The 20,168-nt window shown below is 60.8% G+C and carries 11 protein-coding genes and 1 pseudogene; 5 read left to right on the top strand and 7 right to left on the bottom strand.

Annotated features, from left to right (window positions below; all coding sequences use genetic code 11):
• The first annotated feature begins 964 nt into the window (after positions 1 to 964).
• The 3 genes from ACFYP4_RS19855 to ACFYP4_RS19845 all read left to right on the top strand — a co-directional run bounded on the left by ACFYP4_RS19855 (position 965) and on the right by ACFYP4_RS19845 (position 10,896).
• Entirely contained in the window at positions 965 to 4,147 is a 3,183-nt protein-coding gene (locus tag ACFYP4_RS19855) for an ATP-binding protein (RefSeq protein ID WP_388786625.1), read from the top strand.
• A gap of 486 nt (positions 4,148 to 4,633) precedes the next feature.
• The gene (locus ACFYP4_RS19850) at positions 4,634 to 7,549 is read left to right on the top strand and encodes a DUF1156 domain-containing protein (protein WP_388786622.1); all 2,916 of its coding nucleotides are present in this window, start codon (positions 4,634 to 4,636) and stop codon (positions 7,547 to 7,549) included.
• A 14-nt stretch (positions 7,550 to 7,563) separates the two neighbouring features.
• Positions 7,564 to 10,896, top strand: a complete 3,333-nt coding sequence (locus ACFYP4_RS19845; RefSeq protein WP_388786619.1) for a helicase-related protein — start codon at positions 7,564 to 7,566, stop codon at positions 10,894 to 10,896.
• A 459-nt stretch (positions 10,897 to 11,355) separates the two neighbouring features.
• Here the strand turns inward: ACFYP4_RS19845 and ACFYP4_RS19840 are convergent, their stop codons facing one another.
• A complete protein-coding gene (locus ACFYP4_RS19840; protein ID WP_388786616.1) occupies positions 11,356 to 12,303 on the bottom strand; it encodes a hypothetical protein in 948 nt (315 codons plus the stop codon).
• The gene (locus ACFYP4_RS19835) at positions 12,293 to 12,706 is read right to left on the bottom strand and encodes a hypothetical protein (RefSeq protein WP_358854031.1); all 414 of its coding nucleotides are present in this window, start codon (positions 12,704 to 12,706) and stop codon (positions 12,293 to 12,295) included. The genes ACFYP4_RS19840 and ACFYP4_RS19835 overlap by 11 nt, the downstream gene beginning before the upstream one ends.
• Positions 12,707 to 13,504: 798 nt before the next feature.
• Between ACFYP4_RS19835 and ACFYP4_RS19830 the strand changes: the two are divergent.
• Positions 13,505 to 14,622, top strand: a pseudogene (locus ACFYP4_RS19830) (IS630 family transposase).
• Between the two features lie 21 nt (positions 14,623 to 14,643).
• On the opposite strand, the gene ACFYP4_RS19825 reads toward ACFYP4_RS19830, so the two are convergent.
• Positions 14,644 to 15,054 carry a DUF6924 domain-containing protein gene (locus tag ACFYP4_RS19825; RefSeq protein ID WP_388786613.1) on the bottom strand — a complete coding sequence of 137 codons (411 nt, stop codon included), beginning with the start codon at positions 15,052 to 15,054 and terminating at the stop codon, positions 14,644 to 14,646.
• A gap of 110 nt (positions 15,055 to 15,164) precedes the next feature.
• Between ACFYP4_RS19825 and ACFYP4_RS19820 the strand changes: the two genes are divergently transcribed.
• The gene (locus ACFYP4_RS19820; RefSeq protein ID WP_358854029.1) at positions 15,165 to 15,512 is read left to right on the top strand and encodes a hypothetical protein; all 348 of its coding nucleotides are present in this window, start codon (positions 15,165 to 15,167) and stop codon (positions 15,510 to 15,512) included.
• A 361-nt stretch (positions 15,513 to 15,873) separates the two neighbouring features.
• Here ACFYP4_RS19820 and ACFYP4_RS19815 read toward each other — a convergent pair whose 3' ends face one another.
• The 4 genes from ACFYP4_RS19815 to ACFYP4_RS19800 form a co-directional block, all read right to left on the bottom strand.
• Positions 15,874 to 17,535, bottom strand: a complete 1,662-nt coding sequence (locus tag ACFYP4_RS19815; protein WP_358854028.1) for an ATP-binding protein — start codon at positions 17,533 to 17,535, stop codon at positions 15,874 to 15,876.
• Positions 17,535 to 17,927, bottom strand: coding sequence for a HEPN domain-containing protein (locus tag ACFYP4_RS19810; RefSeq protein ID WP_358854027.1), 393 nt, complete (start codon positions 17,925 to 17,927; stop codon positions 17,535 to 17,537). The genes ACFYP4_RS19815 and ACFYP4_RS19810 overlap by 1 nt, the downstream gene beginning before the upstream one ends.
• Positions 17,928 to 19,275: 1,348 nt before the next feature.
• On the bottom strand, positions 19,276 to 19,719 hold the full coding sequence (locus ACFYP4_RS19805) for a hypothetical protein (RefSeq protein ID WP_358854026.1): 444 nt from the start codon (positions 19,717 to 19,719) through the stop codon (positions 19,276 to 19,278).
• 21 nt (positions 19,720 to 19,740) lie between these two features.
• Positions 19,741 to 20,154: a DUF4279 domain-containing protein gene (locus tag ACFYP4_RS19800; protein ID WP_358854025.1), complete on the bottom strand. Its 414-nt coding sequence runs from the start codon at positions 20,152 to 20,154 to the stop codon at positions 19,741 to 19,743.
• Positions 20,155 to 20,168: the final 14 nt, after the last annotated feature.

Raw genomic sequence — 20,168 nt, 5'->3', positions numbered from 1 at the left:
TACGGCCCGCATGCCACCGCCACCACGATCCGGCCTCAGGAGGGGAAGGCACAACTGCGGCCGGACTTCAACGCCCCGCTTCCGGGGCCACGCCGCGTCCCTTTCACCTGGTTGCCTACATAAGTAGGTCGGATCAACCGAGGGCCTCACCAAGCGCGGCGGCGCCGGGCGGTCGCCGCCGCGCCGCCTCAATGTCTCCGCCACCGGCCGCACGTCGCCGCCCGCCCGTCGCCGCACACAGCGGCCACATTCCAACCCGGGCACGGGGACGAACCGTGATCCCCAACGGTGCAGGTCAAAGACGCTTTGTGTTCCCGAAAGAGGCCGGATCGTGGTGGCGGTGGCATGCGGGCCGACGCTGCCAGATGCGTGGGCGTTCGTACGGCCCGCTGATCCCGCACCAGGCCGCTGACCGGACGGCGAGCGCGGCCATGAGAGGGGAGAACCCCGCTGTGGCTGGGGCGGTCGGCTCCACGACTTTAGCCAGCCACTTTGGCGCGAGCCTCGAAGATCATGGCCCCAACGTCGTGCTTTACCGGGCAGGTCCACAGACTGCCCGACGCGCCGGAAGCTTACGGGGCCATGATCACTCGCGCCAAAGCAGCTCCCGGCCAAAGTCGCTCCACCGCCCGCGCGGTCCGCCAGTCCACTCGGCATACCCAGAAACGCGGCTGGCGCTGGCCGCGGTCAAACGCTCCCGCGCTACGAAGCACGGCTTCGTATCTCAATTCCTCGCCGACCCCGCCGTCGTCACGCTCTGGAGCGTAATGTCCACACCGGACTGCGTCGGTCTTGTCCTGATCGGCACTACGGTTAGTTCAGCTGTAGGCGAGTGGTGACCAAATCACCATTAGTGGATTGGAAGAGGATGATTGGGTCAAACCTGGTGCCGCTGCGGACCGTCTGCGTACCGCGCGGGGACGTCCTTCAGGGAGGTCTCGCAGACAACCACTTCGCCGCCCAGTTGGACAAGGTCGTCCGCGACGCGGAGGACTACCCAGTCTATGGGGACGCTGACGCGTTTTTTGCCCACACTTATCCGACCTCCGGCCTCAAAACACTCCTTGCGAAGACGTTCGGACGTTTGACCGGTGCTAAGGGCGTCGCCGGCGAGAACGGAGTCCTGCGGCCGACGACCTCCTTCGGTGGCGGCAAAACGCACGGACTTACGGCCGTCTACCACCTCGCGAAGGGCTCCCGCCCGGCGAACATCGCCGAGTTCCTCGACCCCACACTTCTCCCTGAGGGTCCCGTACAGGTTGCTGCGCTGGTTGGTGACGCACTCGACCCGACTGCTGGAGTTGATACCGAGGGTCACAGGACTTACACCCTGTGGGGCGAGATGGCTGCCCAGATCGGGGACAAAGCGTACGCAGCCATGGCCGCGAACGACACCCAGCGCACCGCACCCGGTACCGGCACCATCAAGGCTGCGTTCAGCGGCAAGCCAACCGTCGTCATCGTCGACGAGATCGCCAAGTACATCCGCGCCGTGACCTCCTCCGGCTCGGAGGACGTTCGCCGCATGGCCCGAGCCATTCCAGTCTTCCTCGGGAACCTGTTCGAGGTTGCTTCGGACCCGTCCAACAGCGTGTCAGTCATCATCACTCTCGCAGCAACCACAAATGCCTTCGGCGCCGAGACCACCGAAATCAGCGAACTCACCGGCGAGGAGAAGGACCAGGCCGACACCGCCAACGCCGCCGCTGTACTGGCAGCAGCCGAGACCGGCGATGTGCTCACGAGAGCTGTGCAGCCGTCAGCTGTCATCAAGCCTGCCGACGACAGCGAGATAGGTGAGATCCTCAAGAAGCGCATCTTCGCCTCCGTTGACGAGGACGCCGCCAGGGCTGCGGGCGAGGCTTACCACGAGTTCTATGAGGCTCTCGGACAGACAGAGCAGTTGGCTGGAGGCCCCGAGCAGCCCGCCACGTATGGAGAATTTGTCACTAAGAGCTACCCCTTCCACCCTGAACTGGTCCGAGTCCTCGACAAGCGCCTCGGCAACATCACCCAGTTTCAGCGCGCTCGAGGCGCACTGAAGTTGCTTGCCGAAGTTGTCGCCAACATCTATGCCACCGGCGACAACACCGCCGTCATTAACGTCGGTGACATCAACTACAGCAACGAGCCAGTCCTTAATCACCTCACCGATGGCCTCGGTCGCGCTGAGTATGCTTCCGTGGCGCAAGGCGACTTCGCTGGCCCCAAGTCGCACGCTGCCGCTGTCGACATGGACATCTTTCCGGGCAAACCCGCCTACGCAACTCGCGTTGCCCGTACTGTGTTCACCCACTCCTTGGAAATGGTCTCTACCGCGGGAGCCGGCCGTAACGATTGGCTTGTCGGCACTCTGCGTCCAGGCGAAGACGCCACAATCTTCGAGAAGGCCCTCACGGAATCAGAGAAGGTGTTCTGGCACCTCTCCTACGACGGTTCCCGCTGGCGGTTCAACATTGAACCCAATGTCAACGCGATCATCGAGGCCGAGAAGCGGAACGTTGCCAACACCGCCGTCGCATCGAAGGTGTACGAACTCATCACCGGCGCGTTCACGAATGACGCTGCGGTGACGCCAATTCACTTCCCAAACGGCCCAGTTGACATCCCCGACGAGGCGAAACTGCGTGTCGTCGTCCTCGACTACAACGTCGTGACCGTAGACGCGCAGAGTGCCGATCAGCCGCCGTCGCTGATCGTCTCCATGCTTAACAAGGTCGGGTCCGTCGGCGCCCCACGTAAGTTCCGAAACTCGGTCACGTTCGCCGTGCCCGACACCGAGCAGGTGGACGTCCTAAAGGATCGAGCCCGCGCCCTCATCGCGGCAGCGAACCTGGCTGCCGATACTGCCCGCTTGCAGCAGTTCAGCGAAGAGGTACGCAAAAAGGTGGAGGTGTTCTACAAGCAAGCCATCCTCGACGCCCGCATTGCCGTGAACCGCTGCCACAAGCACATCTACTACCCGAGCGGTGAGAAGGCAACAAACTACCTGCGGCACCGCGAACTCCCTGCACAGGCTCAAGGCGACCCGAAGAACGCCACCTCTGCCGTCGTGACCCTCCTCGGCGACGAGGGCAAGATCCGCACCGACGAGTTCACCGCCTCGTACTTGCGGTCCAAGACTTGGCCAAGCGTCCAGTCCACCACTACCAGCGCGGTGGCGGACTTCTTCTGGGCGGACCACAGCATCCAAATCGTGCGCAACCCCGCCCTCATCCGAAATGCGATCAGCAACGGCGTCAAGAACGAAGGCTGGGTCTACTACGACGGTTCCACCGGCAAGGCTTACACCGCTCACACCATGGCGGGCATGAGTGTCGCCATCGCGCCCGATGCCGAAGTCATGACTACGAGCGAGGCTCAGTCCCGTGGCCTGCTCGTGCGCAAGCCCACTCAGACCGACCTCCGTGCCGTCCTCACCGCCGATGATCTCACCGGGGCCGAGGTCCGAGCGCGTCTTGAAGCTGAATGTGGAGGAGAACCGTCTAAAACAGACGTTCTCGAACTGCTGGCAACGGCCGTTCAGGCATCGGACTACAAGTGGTTCGTTGTTCTCGACACTGAACCCGCAGCCGGCGTCAAGGCACTGACCCCGTCGCTGATCAAGGATCGTGGGCTTGACACCCTCCGCATCATCACCCGCGGAGAGGCAGACAAGGCTGGGGTCGAGGTGTCGACGCGCACCATTCAATCCAAGACGTTCACCGCATCTGGCGCCGGTGGCGCCGCCATGCAGCACATCGTCGATCAGGTCTCCGACTTCACGATCCGGACCGTCTCTACTTTGACTCTCAAGGTATCCGCGGACGAAGCTACCGGCACTGGTGACATCGACCTCGCCGTCGCCGCTCTTGGCATGCTGCAGAAGCAGAACATCACCGTAAAGTCTTCAATGCGCGCAGAATATAAGGGCGTCAACGGTGGACTCGCGTTCTCCGGTACCGCCGGCCGCATGGAGTTCCAATCTGCGTATAACCACGCCAAGAAGGCGCTCGCCGGCGCCACGAAGGTCGTTGGCGACCTCGCGCTGACGTTCACGTTCACACCGCCCCTCGACGTCAGCGACGCTGAGTTCAACCAGATTCACAACGTCGTTAAGAACCTCACCATCCAGAAGATCAGCATTAGTGCCGAGGTCACCAAATGACTTCCACCCGACGCAGCGTGCAGAGTCTCCGGCGTCCGCTAACAGCGGTCTCCGACACTCGAGCATTCCGCATCACCATCACGCCCGGACGAGGCGACACCTATGGCGTGGTACTCGAAGAAACTTACGGCGAAGCTGGCGATGGCCTTGCAACAAACATCGCCACTGCTACCCCAGTCCAGACGGGCCGCGTTGTGGATGCCCTATTCACGGCCGTGCGAGGTTCCGGTCAACAGCCGAGTGTCCTCGCGTTCACCCGGAAGAAGCCGATCCGACTCGACGAAGCCGAGGCCGTCCGTCTGGCCCTCATTCTGCACACGACGCAACCCGTCACTAAACACAACCGTGTTCGCGCTCTCGTCGCTGGAATCAATTCTATGAGCCTCGAAGAGACGTATTACTGGTACTCCAAATGCATCGGAGTCGACGCCCGCCGAGCCCGCCGAGCCCTCCGCATCCTCCTCGCAGACGACTAAGGACCAAACTTTGAGCAGCACCGCAAAGCCCCGCGTCCTCATCGAGGACTGGCTCCCTGTCGCCGAACTCGGTATCGAATCTCGCCGCGAGCGAGGCGCAGCGTCTGCGCTGCCTCCGTTGTCTTTTCTCCACATCTGGTGGGCCCGCCGCCCCCTCGTGGCATCCGCTGCAGTCGCCCTCGCCGGCGTCATGCCTGCCTGGTCTGATGACCTCGCCGAGGCATTCCCAGATGCTGTCGAAGTACAGGACGAGAGGACGTACCGCCGCTGGCTGCTTCACCTAGTCGGCATTTGGGGTGACCCGGTTCACGGCCGCAAGGTCATCGATGCTGCCAACGCAGCGGGTGTGAAGCTCAAAGGGAACGGTTACGGCTACAAGCAGGCATTCCGCAACGGCATCCCCCGTACCGATATCGACCTGCTTCACAAGGTGCTCATCCATACGTGGGGGCACCTGCCCGTCGTTGCAGACCCAACCGCTGGAGGCGGCTCTATCCCGTGGGCTGCTAGCCGCCTTGGTCTTCCTGTAGTCGCTAACGACCTCAACGGCGTCGCTGCAAGTGTCTTGAAGGCTGGAGTTGAGATCCCCAGCCGCGAGGGTGCGGCGCTTGTTAGCGACTTGAAATATTGGGGCAAGGTTCTGGTCAAGCGGGTCGAAGAGCGACTCAAGCCGTTCTTTCCTCTAAACACAGGTGAGAGCGTCATCGCGTACATCTGGGCGAACGCTATTCCGTGCCCACGGACGGATCGCCTGGTTCCACTCCTGACCGACAAGTGGCTCCGCAAGACTGCAGGCAAGGAAGTCGCTGTCCGACTCGTCACTGAAGTCGACGGTGTCGAACTGCGTGAGCCGCGCTTCGCCCTAGACTTCGGACGCGAAGTCGACAAGGTGGACGCCTCAACTGGCATCGCCACTCGCGGACGCGCAATCTCCCCATACGACAATCTCGTAATCGATGGCGACTCAGTTAAGGACGCCGCGAAAAATGGCTTGATGACTCAAGTTCTCTACGCCGTCGCCATCCGCACCGCCGCGGGCGAGAGAACCTTTCGCGCGCCAACTCAGGCAGACTTTGACGCCATCGCAGCCGCGGAAGAGCGGCTGGACGAGGTGAAGCCGTCATGGTTGACAACAGGCATCCTGCCCTCCGAAGAAATTCCTGCTGAAGCGAACTACGACCGCGGCCACCGAATGTATGGAATCAATACGTGGCTGGAGTTCTTTACTCCACGACAGGCATTGACCCATGGGACATTTGGCGACGAATTCGCCAAACTGATTCCTGAAGTGCGTGCAGCCCTCGGGGAAAAGGCCGACGATGTTTTGTTCGAACTCGCCCTGATGCAAGGAAAGGCACTCAACTGGAACTCGCGAAGCAGTTCATGGAACATCTTCAGGCAAGGAATGCGAAGCGTTTTCGAAAAGCATAACTTCTCATTCAAATGGACCTTCGCAGAATTCGAAGGCGCGACTGCGCTTTATTCATGGTCCCTTGACCAACTCGTTGACGCTTACGGTGGCATCGCGACACTGCTCGACCAGACTGGAGCACCGGACCTGTCTGGCCAGTCTGTGCTCGAGCGTGACGTCAAAGTTCTGCAAGGAAGTGCTGCGAGCCTCAACCTCGAAGACGGTTCGATCGCCCACATCTGCATGGATCCACCGTATTACGACAACGTCATGTACGCCGAACTAGCGGACTTTTTCTACGTCTGGGAGAAGCGCACCCTCGGGAGACTTGTCCCGGGCTACTTCCGCGATGACCTCACCGACAAGGACAATGAGGCCGTTGCGAACCCTGCTCGATTCGCCGCACTGGGCCGACGGAAGGGGGAATTGGCCGACCTCGACTACGAGACGAAGATGACCAGTATCTTCGCGGAGGCACGCCGGGTGCTTCGCGAGGATGGCGTGCTATCAGTGATGTTCACCCATAAGCGTGCGGAAGCCTGGGACACACTCGGAATGGGCCTGCTACAGGCTGGATTCACTATCGAGACATCCTGGCCCGTCAACACAGAGTTCGAGCACTCACTGCACGTCGCCAATGTCAACGCAGCCGAGTCAACCATCATGCTCGTCTGCCGCAAGCGTGAGGACCGAACGGACGGCGCTAAGGTCTACCTTGACGACATTGAGGCCAATATCCGCGCCGCCGCTCGCGACGCCGCTACTCGATTCCAGCATGACGGTATCGAGGGCGTGGACCTTCTCCTCTCGACGTACGGGCCAACTCTGTCAGTCATCTCGCAAAGCTGGCCCGTCTATTCGTCCACACCCGACGCCGATGGCCGCGACCGCCTGCTGCGCCCAGAGGAAGCACTGTCTCTGGCACGCGAGGAAATCGTCGAACTCCGGCGTAATCGACTTGTCGGGAAGGCCGCAAAAGTCGACAGCGCCACCGACTTCGTGCTGTTGGCATGGGACACTTTCGAAGCCCGCACATTCCCGTTCGATACGGCACGCCTGCTCGCCCTCGCAGTGGGAGGGCTCGATATCGATCACCTCGACAGCGCCAGGATTATCAAGAAGGGTTCCGGCAGTGTGTCGCTGCTGGCACCCAAGGAGCGGCTGCGTCGCGGTACAGACTCGAACCAGCCTGGGGTGAAGCCGGAAGCGTCGTCGTTCGAATACATCATCGACGCGGTCGACACGGCCTTCTACGTCGCACAGGTTGACGGCATGCAGGCCGCGAAGCGATTCCTCGACAAGCATGGTTACACCGACGACGCAGGGTTCATCGCAACGTTGCAGGGTCTCGCCAATGCTATGCCGCGCACCCAGGTAAAGGGTTCGTGGGTTGTTCCCGAGTCGGGAACGCTGGACACCCTTTGCACGCTCTACTTCCCTAGCGTGACCCTCCCAGAGGCGGAGGATGTCGTGTCCTTCGTAGAGGAAAAGCCTGACACTCTGTTCGAAATTTAGTGAGTGAGAACCCGATGGCACGCGAAATCGATGAGCCGTTCCTGCCCGGTACCTCCAGTCAGGTGGAGACTCAGCAGAGCACCCTGTTCACTCACGACCCAATTTCCGCCGAAATGTCCTTCCGGAAAGTGAAGATCCGGCCGAACTACTCGCCGGACGATCTGCCGTTCGAACGGTTCTACGTGCCGCTGCTTTCCCGTTCAGTGTCGTATGACCGAGCAGTTGGGTACTGGTCGGCAGCCGAGTTGCAGTTCGCTGCCCAAGGCACTGCACATTTTCTCGCGAACGGCGGGCGGATCAGGCTCATCGTTGGTGCGCAGTTGATTCAAAAGGACGTGGATGCGGTCCTAAATGGCACTCCCCTCGAAGAAGTGGTTGCTGCACGCTTGTTGGCAGATCCGGACCTCGAGGGCAGGAACATCGTCGCCCACGATCACTTGTCAGTTCTGGCGTGGATGGTCGCGACAGGTCGGCTCGAAATCCGTGTAGGGATCCCGCGCGACAAAAGCGGCCGGCTCCTCACCCACAAGGAGTCTGGACGGTATTTCCACACGAAGTACGGAATTTTCACCGACCAATACGGCAATCGAGTAGCGTTCTCCGGATCGAATAATTCGTCGGTCACCGCGTGGGTGCGAAACCACGAGACTTTCGACGTATATCCCTCATGGAACGCCCCTATCTGGGAATGGTCAGGCGAGGCAAAAGTAGTAGATTTCGAAAAGCACTGGAATCAGAGAGCTGACGAAGGCTGGGCCGTCATCGACCTGCCGCAGGCGGTGAAGCGCCACCTAATCGAATTTGCCCCGATCTCGCTACCTACGCAACCTGAGGCCGACGATCAAGAGTTCAACCAGACTGAGAGCGACGCTCTTACAGATGTTGAGCTCACCACGATCGATATCGATGCCGCATGGGCTGAACTTGTAGCACTCGCCGAGGCATCTACCAGGCCGTGGACAGGCGTCTCGACCGCGTGGGCGCGGCCACTGCCACACCAAGCTGAACTCATCAACCGGGTTGTGTCCACATATCCACGGGGATACCTATTCGCTGATGAGGTCGGCCTCGGCAAAACAGTCGAGGCGGGCATGGTGCTGCGGGAACTCTTCACGCGTGGCCTTGCCAAAAAGGCTCTTCTCCTAGTGCCAGCATCAGTGATGAAGCAGTGGCAGGAAGAGCTGCATGAGAAGATGAACCTCGATGTGCCGCGTTACGATAAGGGCGGATTCGTTGACCGGTTCGACCAGCCCATCGAAGTTGATCCGAGCGTAAATCCGTGGTCCGCGTTCCCGATCGTGCTTGCCTCCTCTCATTTGGCTCGACGCAGAAGTCGCCGCACCGAGCTGCTGAACGCTGGTCCGTGGGATGTGGTCCTGGTAGACGAAGCGCACCACGCTCGCCGCAAGGGATCTAAGCCGAGCGATCCTCCAAACTCACTGCTTTCACTCCTGCAGGAGATGAAGGAGCGAGAGACATGGCGGGTCCTGTACCTCGCCTCCGCCACTCCGATGCAGATGTATCCTCACGAGGCTTGGGATCTCATCGAATTGTTCAACCTAAAGGGAAAGTGGGGGCAACAGGCCTTCTTCTTCACTCAATACTTCACGTTCCTCGGTGACCCGCCTGCCAAAAGAGGCTGGAAAATACTGTGCGAGATGCTCGGCGACTATTTCTCCGACCCACATGCCGACTACGACCATGAGCTCGCCACGCAGGTTGAGCAGCCCGCGCCCGAAGGTCTCGGTTGGGCTGGCGCTCACACGGTTCTCAACCTACAAGACAACGAGCCGTCGGCAGATATGCGCGCCCAGTTCCCAAACTCGACCTCGGAGTGGATGGATAAATGGCTGCGCCGACACAACCCGATGCGCGATCGAGTTTTCCGAAATACCCGCAATACCATGCGCGAATATCAGACCGCACGCATCATTCCTGCCGATGTCGTCATCCCGACCCGCCACGTGGAGGACGAGTTCATCGGCCTAGCGGACAATGAACGCCTCTTGTACGACCGAATTGAGGAGTACATCCGCAGGCATTACAACGCCTACAAGAACGACCAGACGAATCAAGCGCTCGGGTTCATCATGACCGTTTACCGACGGCGCCTCACCTCGTCCTTCGAAGCCATCAAACGCTCACTGCGCCGGCGGCTCGAGGTCCTCTCGCAAGGCAAGAACCTAGAAGAACTTCTCGCTGACGACGACAACCTTGACATCGAGAATTCCCTGTTTGACTCCGACGAGTTTGATGTCTCCGCCGACCGGCTTCGCGACGAGATAAGTGAGCTTCGGGATTTCCTTAGCGAGCTCGACAAAATTAGTGGCGAGGACACCAAGGCCACCCACCTCGTAGGCGACATCACCCAATCCCTCCATGCTTACGACTCCGTCGTGGTTTTTACTCAATATGGTGACACGATGGACTACGTCCGTGAGCGTCTCCTCGCAGCAGGGTTCTACAGGGTCGGCTGCTATTCCGGACGCGGCGGCGAAGTGTACGACCACGCCAGTGGAACCTGGACCAAGGTTTCCAAGGCTGACATAAAAAACAAATTCCGCAACAAGGAACTCGAAGTTCTCATTGGGACCGACTCCATGTCCGAGGGTCTCAACCTGCAAACTTCCGGCAGGCTAATCAATTACGACATGCCCTGGAACCTAATGCGTGTCGAACAGCGAATTGGGCGCGTGGACCGCATCGGAGCCACTTATAGAGACATTCGGATTTCGAATTACTTCTACAAGGATACAGTCGAAGAACAGGTCTATAGGGGAATTGCCGACGGTTACGGCGACTTCACCAAGATTGTTGGCGACGCTGCTCCTGTTCTTGCGAACGTCGAAAAAGCCATCGAGCAACTCGCTCTGGCCGAGAACGTGAGCCATGACGCCATCGCCGCCGAGGTGGCCGACATCAAGCAGCAAGCTGATGGCCTAACGAGCAGGCCCGTACAGAACAACGACATGGGCACCGCCCCCGACGTCACCGGGCAAATTCGGCAGCCACCCGTACTCGCGGGCGACACAACGCTCGCCGACCTCGAGCGTATCCTCACAAACAACCCGCTCACGACCCGCTACTTGGTTCCCGATGCGGACGCCCAGCACATCTATTGGCTTAGCTCCCCCGGTGACGACCTCAGCACAATCTCGTTCGCCCCCGCAGCCGGAGTTGAAACTCCTGAGGACTACCTTCAGGTATCAAATGAGGCTGTAGCCATCCCCATCACGTTCGACAGGGACGCGTGGGACGCCTCCCGCGACGTTGACCTCGTACTCCTGACGTACGGCACACCCCAACTCGCCAACCTGCTCCCGGCAAGCCCAGGCAACCTTCAGTGAGTCGTGCCGTGGGACGGCCGGTTACATGCCGCAACCCCAGCTGCCGAAATCTGAGAGAGCGTTCGTGGACCATCTGTGGACGAGCGATCGCTCGCTGACCTGTCCAAGCTCTGTGACCTGCGCATACATCTGGGACCGGAGTGCCCTCCGGAGCCGTGTGCGCAGGTTCGAATCCTGCCGGGGGCACAGAAGCCAGACCAGCGCGATCAACCCGCTGACTTGCGGAAGTGCCAGACATCAAGAGCCGGACCCAGCCCCACTGGGTCCGGCTCTTTGTCGCTGTCGCTCACTGATCGCGAGTGAGTAGCGAGTGAGTCTTCAGCCCTTCCGTGCGCGGACTCTGGCGCAGGAAGCCGCAGCGGCCCCCTCGCCAGCCAATCCCCAGCGTCGGGATCGATCGCAAGATGACCCCTGGAGTGCCGCCGGGGCCCATACCGTCTCTTGCCCTGCTGATGACCCCTACTGTTCAGCCTTACGGGGCACTACCTTGCCTTGAGACGGATTCACAGTAAAGTATACGGAGTTGCACTTGTCTGTCTTGAGGGACACCAAGTCGTATGTGTCGCCTGAGGCACTCAAGGCAATCGCTCCGACTTTCGATAGGTCGCAATCCTTGCCCAGGGCTTGCCGGAGACTCTTGCCTGAGACGAGCTGACTGTCGGCGCCACTTTCATTGATCACCGCAGTGACATTGCTAGGAGATGGCGGGAGAACCTGTTCCGCCTTTACGCTTTTTGGCGAAGCCGGCTGGTTTACTCCCCACGCAAAGAGCCCGATTCCCAAAGCCGCAATACCGGCCCCCCAGAACATTTTAGTTCTAGACTCCTCATACGCCTTTCCGACTCGATCGAAGCTCGCAACCTGGAGAACCCTCTGCTCCACCTGCGCCAGCGATTGCAGCGTATAGCTAGCGTGATAAAACTCGGTATCGACCCTTTCCATGCGAGATTTCCGATCACTATCACTCTCGCCTTCTGGGGCCTCCGCGTATCTCGCCCCATAGGCTTCCTTCCTTCGCTTCTGCGCCTGTTCAATTTCCTCCATCAACGACGCAATGGTCGGGTACCCGCCGAGAAGTGTCGGGTCCCGCTCAAGCGCCAATCGAAGCTGCTCGTTCGCCTGTCCAGTCAGCCACCAGAGGCTTGCATAGCTCTCCGTTACGACGGAGCTCGCCGCGTAAATGGCAAGTGCCAAGCCCACAAGCCCAAGTAGAAATCCTAGAGCCGCCGGGATCAATCGGCTAGGCTGATCTGCCGACAGCTGACCGATGTTAGCCAACTGCAAGCCACCAAAGAGGGTGACCCCCACGGCCGCAAAGCTGACGATCAACCATTTAGCCGCTTCTCGGATTCGGTCGGAAGCCAACCCCAGTGACGGAGCCTCCTTTACCTTAGATTCATCCGCCATGCCCGAAAACCAGTCTAAGGGGGCGCTCCTGATTTGCCGCCCGATCGACAAGAGCGCTCAGGTCACTGCCCGCTGGATCACCAGGGATCTCGAAAGTTAGAGCATCGCGACCTCTATCTACGCCTGAGAGCTGGCTCACAAATTCGCCAAGATCGCCGGCATCCATTTGATAAGCAAGAGCCAACGGCCCCTGCTCGAAATCGATCGGCTGCGGAATTTCGCGCGCGCCAGAAGGAGTCACGGGTGCGCTCACCCCGCCTGATGTGGTTGCTCCCTGGCCATGGCTGCATTTGAATCGGAAGACAATGTCTGAGACGGTCACCTCTGTAACCTTGCCGCATTCGCCTTGAAAGGCGAACTCAAGGGGGGCGGGAAAGCTGCCTTCAACCTGCCGGATCACCACGGACCTGCCCCTTCGTTAACGGATTCCTCATGCTAGATCCCTTCCCGTAAGACAACAAGAATCACCCGCTGAACGAGTGACATACAAGCGGTGACCTGCGAAGTTGACTATTGGATGGCTTAGGTAGCTATTCCACAAGGGGCCCTGCCGCAGCAGGGCCCGATGCGAGGAAACGCTTCAACAGTGAGGGCCTTCCGCGACCCCCTCCTTTGCTTCAGTCAGTTGCTCGGGTGGTCCATCCCATCGCCATTTCGATCTTCTTGTTGTTCAGTGCCTCGTGGCCGTCGATGCAGCCCTCGTAACGGCGATGGATGACCTCCGGGTTCACAGATGGGGTCAGGTCAGCGGGTGCCGTCGCGGTGGATGCGCATGGCGACGTTGAACAGGTGGCGGCCGAGGCGGATGCGCTTGCGGTCGCCCCGGCAGCGGCGGCAGGTCTTGCCGGGCTTGAGGCGTCCGCAGCGGTCCTTCTTGAGCGCGTAGCCGAAGCCACGGCACTTGCGGGCAGTTGCCGAACGGGCTGGACGCGCACAGTCCGACGTAACAGAGCGTGAACAGCAAGGTCAGCAGGCTAGCGGCGACTGTGAGGGTCACAAGGGGCCTCTCAGGGCGGTTTCGGGGTGTGCGACGGGGAGCCCGCTAGGCACTAGCGGGCTGATCAGGCATTGTTTGTGGTGCTAGCGGGGGTGCTAGACCTAGCGGGGGTGCCTGCTAGTGCTGTGACCGCGAACCTTCGCCGGGTTGGTGGTTGGGGCGGTTGGATGGGCGGCGACGTCCGATCCGACCGCTGGAGGTGTGGTGGCTGAGCCTGTGCGGGTGCGCAGACTGACCGATCAGGAAGGGCAAAAGCTGCAGCAGATCGTGCGCCGGGGCAGTACCAGCTCGGTGCGCTACCGGCGGGCGATGATGCTGCTGGCGTCCGCCGGCGGGAACCGCGTCCCGGTGATCGCGCAGTTGGTCCAGGCGGACGAGGACACGGTGCGGGAGGTGATCCCCCGGTTCAACGAGATCGGTCTGGCCTGTCTGGACCCTCGCTGGGCGGGAGGCCGTCCCCGCCTGCTCACCTCTGACGACGAGGACTACGTCGTCCAGACGGCCACCACCCGCCCCACCAAGCTCGGCCAGCCCTTCACCCGCTGGTCGATCCGCAAACTCGCCGCCTACCTGCGCCGCGCACGGACGCGTCATCCGCATCGGCCGCGAAGCCTTACGATGCCTGCTCCTGCGCCGCGGCGTCACCTTCCAGCGCACCAAGACCTGGAAGGAGTCACCCGACCCCGAGCGTGACGCCAAGCTCGACGCATCGAGCAGGTGCTGGAGCACTTCCCGGACCGGGTCTTCGCCTTCGACGAGTTCGGGCCCCTGGGGATCCGTCCCACTGCGGGCTCCTGCTGGGCGAAGCAGGGCAAGCCCGACCGTCTGCCGGCGACCTACCACCGCACGCACGGTGTGACCTACTTCCATGGCTGCTACTCCGTCGGTGACGACACTCTGTGGGGCGTCAACCGTCGCCGAAAGGGCACCGCCAACACACTGGCCGCGCTGAAGTCGATCCGCGCCGCCCGACCCGACGGCGCCCCGGTCTACATCATTCTGGACAACCTCTCAACCCATACCGGCATGGACATCCGCCGCTGGGCAAAGAAGAACAAGGTCGAGCTGTGCTTCACCCCGACCTATGCCTCCTGGGCCAACCCGATCGAGGCGCACTTCGGCCCGCTGCGGCAGTTCACCCTGTCGAATTCGAACTATCGCAGCACCCCGCGCAGACCAGGGCCCTGCACCGATATCTGCGCTGGCGCAACACCAATGCCCGCCACCCCGACGTCCTCGCAGCCCAGCGCAGAGAACGCGCCCGCATCCGCAGCGAAAAGGGTGTCCGCTGGGGCGGACGCCCCCTCGCACCCGCAGCCTGACACCGCCTGGCGGCCAATGACTCAGAAGCCTCGGAAAACGCCGTCGTCGCCGACGGCGCCAGCGAACTCCTCGAAGTCCATGTTCGCCCCCGAGAGGTTGTTCTCGATGCCCCACAGCTCGGCTGCCACAACGCGGACACACCGCCCACGCTCGCCCCGCAGGTCCACCACGAGGAGCGGCAGTTCGGTCGAGGCGACAGCTACAAAGTCCGCCAGAACCAGAAGTGGATGCCGGTATTCTGCAGGGATCAGGTCGAGAGCCTGGTCGGGCGTCAAGCCCTCGTACCTCCGGTCATCAACGAGTGCGACGTTGGCCAAGAAGCCGTCCCTGCTAGGCGAGTACAGCGCCGCCCGCAGAGTGTCACAAGCACCGTCTGCCGAGAAGTCGGTGCGCACAACGAGGGCTTCCAAAGTGCAGGGGAGCTGATTCATGCGCGGACAGTACCGCCAACCCGGTGAACCAATCCGGTCACAGCACTAGCCACCCGCACCGACGCCCTGCTAGCCCTGGCGGACCTACCCCGCATCCCCCGGGCGAGCCGATGTTCACGTACGACGCGTTGCAAACCGCGGACCACGGGCATCTCCGTCGACTCCACCGGACGTATGTCCCGTTCTCAGTGCTCATCGACACCAAGTACCAGGAGGACGCCCCACCGCCGACGCCGGAGTTCTATACGGCACTCGCCAGCCTGGGACACGAGCTCTACTTCACAGAGTACAACCGCACCCGCACGCCTCTACGCGACCAGACTCAGGCGCTACGACTCGCCGACGGGGTCCCTATGCTCCACGTCATCCGCGTGACCCTCGCCGAGTCGGACAAGCCCCTCGCCTTGGAGGAGTTCCACCTTTCAGGCGACGAGCTGGAGCTGTCGTTCCGGCTGTAGCACAGCCCGAGTTGGCTCAGACTTTCTCTACGTCATCAAGGCGGCTCGCTTCGCTCACCGCGCGTGGCACGGCCCCCGGCCGGGCCTGCGCTCCTGTCTCCGCCCCGCTCCGCGCGGCCAGCGCCTGTGCCGCGCTCTCACCAATCCCCCGCTTGCTGCGGGAGGAGTTTCCTCGTGGTGGGGCGGCCGACTCCATGGCTTTGGCCATCTCTCCGGTCTGGGTCCCGAATCGAGCAAGATCAGGGGGCGACTCGTGCACACTGCGAGCAGGTTAAAACTCGCCCAAGTCACTACACAACCCCCCGATCATGCTCGATTTCAAATTCAGCAGGCCACCGACCAACTCGCTGGCCTCCGGTACTTAGAAGCCCGCTACTCGTTCAGCCGCTTTCCCTGCAAGTCGTTCCAGATCGACAACTGGAGCACGCCGCAATTCGTCACGCAAAAGAGTGCCGGGAAGCTGCTTCTGCGTTCCCGCCGTGCCACTAACCCGGAAACTCCATTTCCCATCCTTCAGGTCAAGAATAGCCAATCCCCGCTTTAGGCGAACGTCAGCGTACTCACTTAGGTCAAGGATATACACCTCATATTTAACCCCCGGCCTATGTTGATCGGAAAGCGTGGACTGAATCAAGTGCGCAAATCGCAAATCTACAAGCTGGCCCAGCAACTCGTAGAACTGATGAGATTTCTGCGCAACGTCAACCCTGAAGTATGTGTATCCAGCTCCACGCACTTCCTCAGCCAAAGTATCCAAAGCGGCAGTCAGGCTAACCGCACTGTCAGAGGAAACGTCTTGCTCTAGATCTCTCTTCTTGCTCCTAGCCGCACGACCAGCGGCATCCGCGACATCTTCCCTTCCAATTTCACGCGCCTTCGGACGGGACCGTGCGGCCACAATCGAGGAAGCGAAAAGGTTCAAGTAGTCACGCGGCACGCCACCTGAAGCGAGAACCAGCCTACCGAGTGCAGCACTTTGCGCGATGCTGGATGGCTTAGCCAGTCCCGCAGTGGTTGTGTAATTAGCCAACACCGATTCAAGGAATCGCTGCGTAGATCCAGGATCTTCGAGCGTCACGTCGAGATCGATCTTTGAAGCATCATGGGGGACTTCAATGCCAATTCTCGACGATGGCTCAAACGGTCTGGTCAATCGCTCGATGCTGGCTACCTTGATCCATCCATCGCAGTCACGAAGCATGCCTGCAACACAGTCCAGCAAGTGAGGTTGCGCGGCTTGTGGAAAGAGATAGAAATCATCGATATACAAGTAGAGGCGAACAAGGCCTTCTCGCAGAACAGAGCGGAGAGACCGGTTCAACTCGGCAACCATCTCACCGAGGACCGAGTCGGAAACGGGTCCTTCTGTACGCAAGTGTGCTAGTCGAGCGTTGCTATCTTTGAGTCGCACATACGAGTCACCTTGTGAAGACCCAGCATGCTGGATCAAGGAGTTAAGGGCGACCTCAGCAATCCCGAGAAACGCACTAGCAACATCTAGACGCCGCAGCGTATGCGCGTTAATCCAAGCAGTAACGTGCCCGTCTCTCTCTGCACTCCGCTTCGCTTCGAGTAGAAGAGCTGTTTTCCCAACACCCCGTCGCCCATAAACGAGGTGGTGCCTTGATGCACCAACAGCTGCGAGGCTGGCCCTAGGGTCTTCCATGTACTTCAGACTCGGAAGCGCATCGGAGGTCCGAGACCTTGCCTCTAGCAATTGGATAAGCTGATCCATTTTCGGGCCCGAAAGAGGACCTTTATCCTTTACCTCATCTGTCTTTTTCTCCTCTGCCCGATGAGGCCTGAACGTCACGACCAGAGACTGATTGACCGCCTCCGATACATCATTCAGCGCCTGCTCAATGGACCCTGCAAGACTCTGCGCGGTTACCAGAGATTCTTCAGCAACCCATACGACGAACCACCTCTCGCCGGGAAAAGACCTCTCATCAACCCGGATGATTGAGATGTCAGCCTCTTCGAGAGCGCCGGAGATCAGGGACTCATAATTGACACTGGACATCAGATATACCCATTCGTTGAGGCGAATGACTCGCAGACCTGGAGAAAATTTGCGGCTATTACAGCGAGCCCACGCGCGTCATTTTCCCAATCATTCCCATTGAGTGGGTACGCATCATAATCCGCTTGATTGCGCAACAGACGAGCATCCGTCAACTCGTTTTCACGAGCTGCGGAATCAGGCAGAGCCGACGGAAGGTTCCTAGGCAGAACGTTATGCCGCTCGTAATCATCGCCCTTATTCTCGGCAAACACGATAGCTCGGGCCGCATGATACATACCGTAATAATGGCGACTAATTGCCGATCTGTATTGTGCGTCGAAAAGAAGCTTGTCTCCCGCCCTCAAGTGTTCACCTGCGAGTAGCAACCGGTCCACCACGACCTGTTGCATCAATTGCGAGATTGGAAAAGGGTACCTTCCTCCCCCCGTAGGGATGGCGGAAATTGCAGCGCTCTTGCTAGTTGCGATGTGAAGCAACAGTAGATCGGCAGGCGTGACTACTGGCATGGTCCTGCTGCGCCCCCTCGTGGAAGTGAACGTTGCAGGCTATCGCACAGATCCCCTAGGCGCCACCGCGCCACGATGGCCGAATCTCGAGTTTGAACGCGTCCATAAAGCCCTCGACCAGCCCCATCGACTTACAAGTCACCTAATCAAAAACGGAACTTAATGCTCCGCTTTACTCCGACTTGCGCAAGGAAGCGCAAAGAGCAGCGTGCCGCTGGGACTGACATACTTGGCTCACATGATCTGCCACGAACTGCTCCGTGGCCTGCTAGTTGTTTGAGCGCCAAGAGGGCTCTGGAGTCGTGTGTTAGCTGGCCCTGCCGCAGGAGGGCCAGCGGCGCCCGATACCGTGGCTGAGGTTGGTGGGGGTGCAGCGAGACACAAGCGCACCTGATCGGTTGGCCCGCCCGACATCGTGGTAACTTTCGCCGGCTGAGGCTCAAACGACCCAAGGCCAGCCTCCGCGCGGGTCGTGTCATTCCTGTGCGAGATCCTGCGGGTAACCTCGGGGAATCAGCCGACCGCCAGCCAGGCGCCGCCACCGCTTCCGCCGCGGGTCAGCCCTGGAACGACCCCTCAATTTCCGCAGCTTCCCAAGCTGATGACACCGCTGGCCTGCCGCTTCGTCCGGGCTGCGGCGCTCGGGCGCCGGTCCCGGTCGAGCGGCAGGCCAGTCAAGTTCGCCGGTATCCGGGGCAGCAGGACCTCCACGCTGTTGCCGGCGCGCGTCTCACGTCCCCGATCGATTGGCTCTTCAGCCCGAGGTCGTCATGGGTCTTCCCCGAGTCGGTCCACTGCTTGCCGACCGACGGGCGGGTCCGATGCAGCAGGGCCGAACCCCAGTCCCGTCCAGGAAGGGGGTCAGGTCCGTCTCGACGAGGCCGACCGCTTCCGCCGGCCGAAGGCCACCGACATACATGGCGACGAACAGACCTACGAGACGAGGTCGCGGGCACGCAGGTACCCGCCCACATGGAGACGGCTGCCAGGAGATTGCGAGCCTGCCCCGGGTTGGCGACGATGCACGGGCTCACCTGGTTGGACTCCTTCGGTGTCCGCCAGCGGACCGCCGCGATGGGGTGGTTCTCCCGCAGCTCCCCCAAGTCGACCGCTTGCATAGCCGCGTTGCGGTGGGTCCGCCGCTCACCCCGCACAGTCTCGGACGGCAGCGGGCAGACCGGAGTAGCGGGGGATCGCATCCTGCCCCGGGGCTCCAGTAGCCCCCGTCGATTCACCCGAGCCAGGCCAGTGGGTCTTCCTCGTCCTCGCCGGATGCCGTGACCGTCGTGAAGGTGACCGGGATTTCCAGTTCGGCGAGACCGGCGAGAACGTCTGGTGAGATGCGGAGTGCCGATCCTGACTCGGGCACGCCTGACACATCGACCTTCACCGATTTCCCAGCCGCCTTCAGCGCGTCGAGCGCCGGCTTGCGGGGGCCGAGGAGCGCGACGAGGTGCGCGGCTTGTTCGTCGGCGCTTTTCGAGTGCCGCTCGTCAACAGTGAGCGTGGCCCAGCCCGGGCCGGAGTAGACGTCCACGCCCCCGGCCGAGGACAGCTCTTCACTGGCGGCGAGCTGCAACTCGCCGAGCAGGGAAGCAGAGTCCACTTCCTGACCTGCCACAACCAAGGACGCGCTCAAGTCAGCCCACGTCTTCAATTTCGCTCCAGGTTCCATGGTTGTTCTTTCGGCGTTCGTTCAGCGTTCGTTCATATTGGCCGCGACCCGGAGAGGGAACCCCAGGACGGAGATTCGCTTGACTTCCTCGGGCTTGAGGGTGAGGGCGCAGTCGTTACCCGAGAAGCCGTAGATGTCGACGATCACTTCGTACCCCCGCTCGACCAGTTGCGCCAGCTCGGTCCGCTTGCTTTCCGTGGTGGAAAGGATGGTGTCCAACTGCTCGTGGAAGTCACGGCTGACGTTCGAGTTGCAGTTGATCCCCCATTCTCCGTCGACCTCGTCCGGACGACCCCATTTGCTGGGTCCCGGGTTGCGCACACCCGTGGGCTCGATACCGAGGAACGACGTGATCTCCGCGGGCTGGAGATCGCTTCCCTTTACGACGAGTGACACATCGGTCAGTACCCAGTGGCGCTTTTCTTCTACAGCCATGTACGGCTCCTCAC

This window comes from Streptomyces sp. NPDC005551 (assembly GCF_042871785.1).
Taxonomy (GTDB): domain Bacteria; phylum Actinomycetota; class Actinomycetes; order Streptomycetales; family Streptomycetaceae; genus Streptomyces.
The sequence above is the reverse complement of the archived record's forward strand: the minus strand, read 5'-3'. Positions and strand labels throughout refer to the sequence as shown.

Bases quoted from the DNA above. Each gene is read 5' to 3' on its own strand.
- ACFYP4_RS19845 (WP_388786619.1), top strand. From the start codon at position 7,564: ATGGCACGCGAAATCGATGAGCCGTTCCTGCCCGGTACCTCCAGTCAG.
- ACFYP4_RS19840 (WP_388786616.1), bottom strand. From the start codon at position 12,303: ATGGCGGATGAATCTAAGGTAAAGGAGGCTCCGTCACTGGGGTTGGCT.
- ACFYP4_RS19825 (WP_388786613.1), bottom strand. From the start codon at position 15,054: ATGAATCAGCTCCCCTGCACTTTGGAAGCCCTCGTTGTGCGCACCGAC.
- ACFYP4_RS19820 (WP_358854029.1), top strand. From the start codon at position 15,165: ATGTTCACGTACGACGCGTTGCAAACCGCGGACCACGGGCATCTCCGT.
- ACFYP4_RS19815 (WP_358854028.1), bottom strand. From the start codon at position 17,535: ATGTCCAGTGTCAATTATGAGTCCCTGATCTCCGGCGCTCTCGAAGAG.
- ACFYP4_RS19810 (WP_358854027.1), bottom strand. From the start codon at position 17,927: ATGCAACAGGTCGTGGTGGACCGGTTGCTACTCGCAGGTGAACACTTG.
- ACFYP4_RS19805 (WP_358854026.1), bottom strand. From the start codon at position 19,719: ATGGAACCTGGAGCGAAATTGAAGACGTGGGCTGACTTGAGCGCGTCC.
- ACFYP4_RS19800 (WP_358854025.1), bottom strand. From the start codon at position 20,154: ATGGCTGTAGAAGAAAAGCGCCACTGGGTACTGACCGATGTGTCACTC.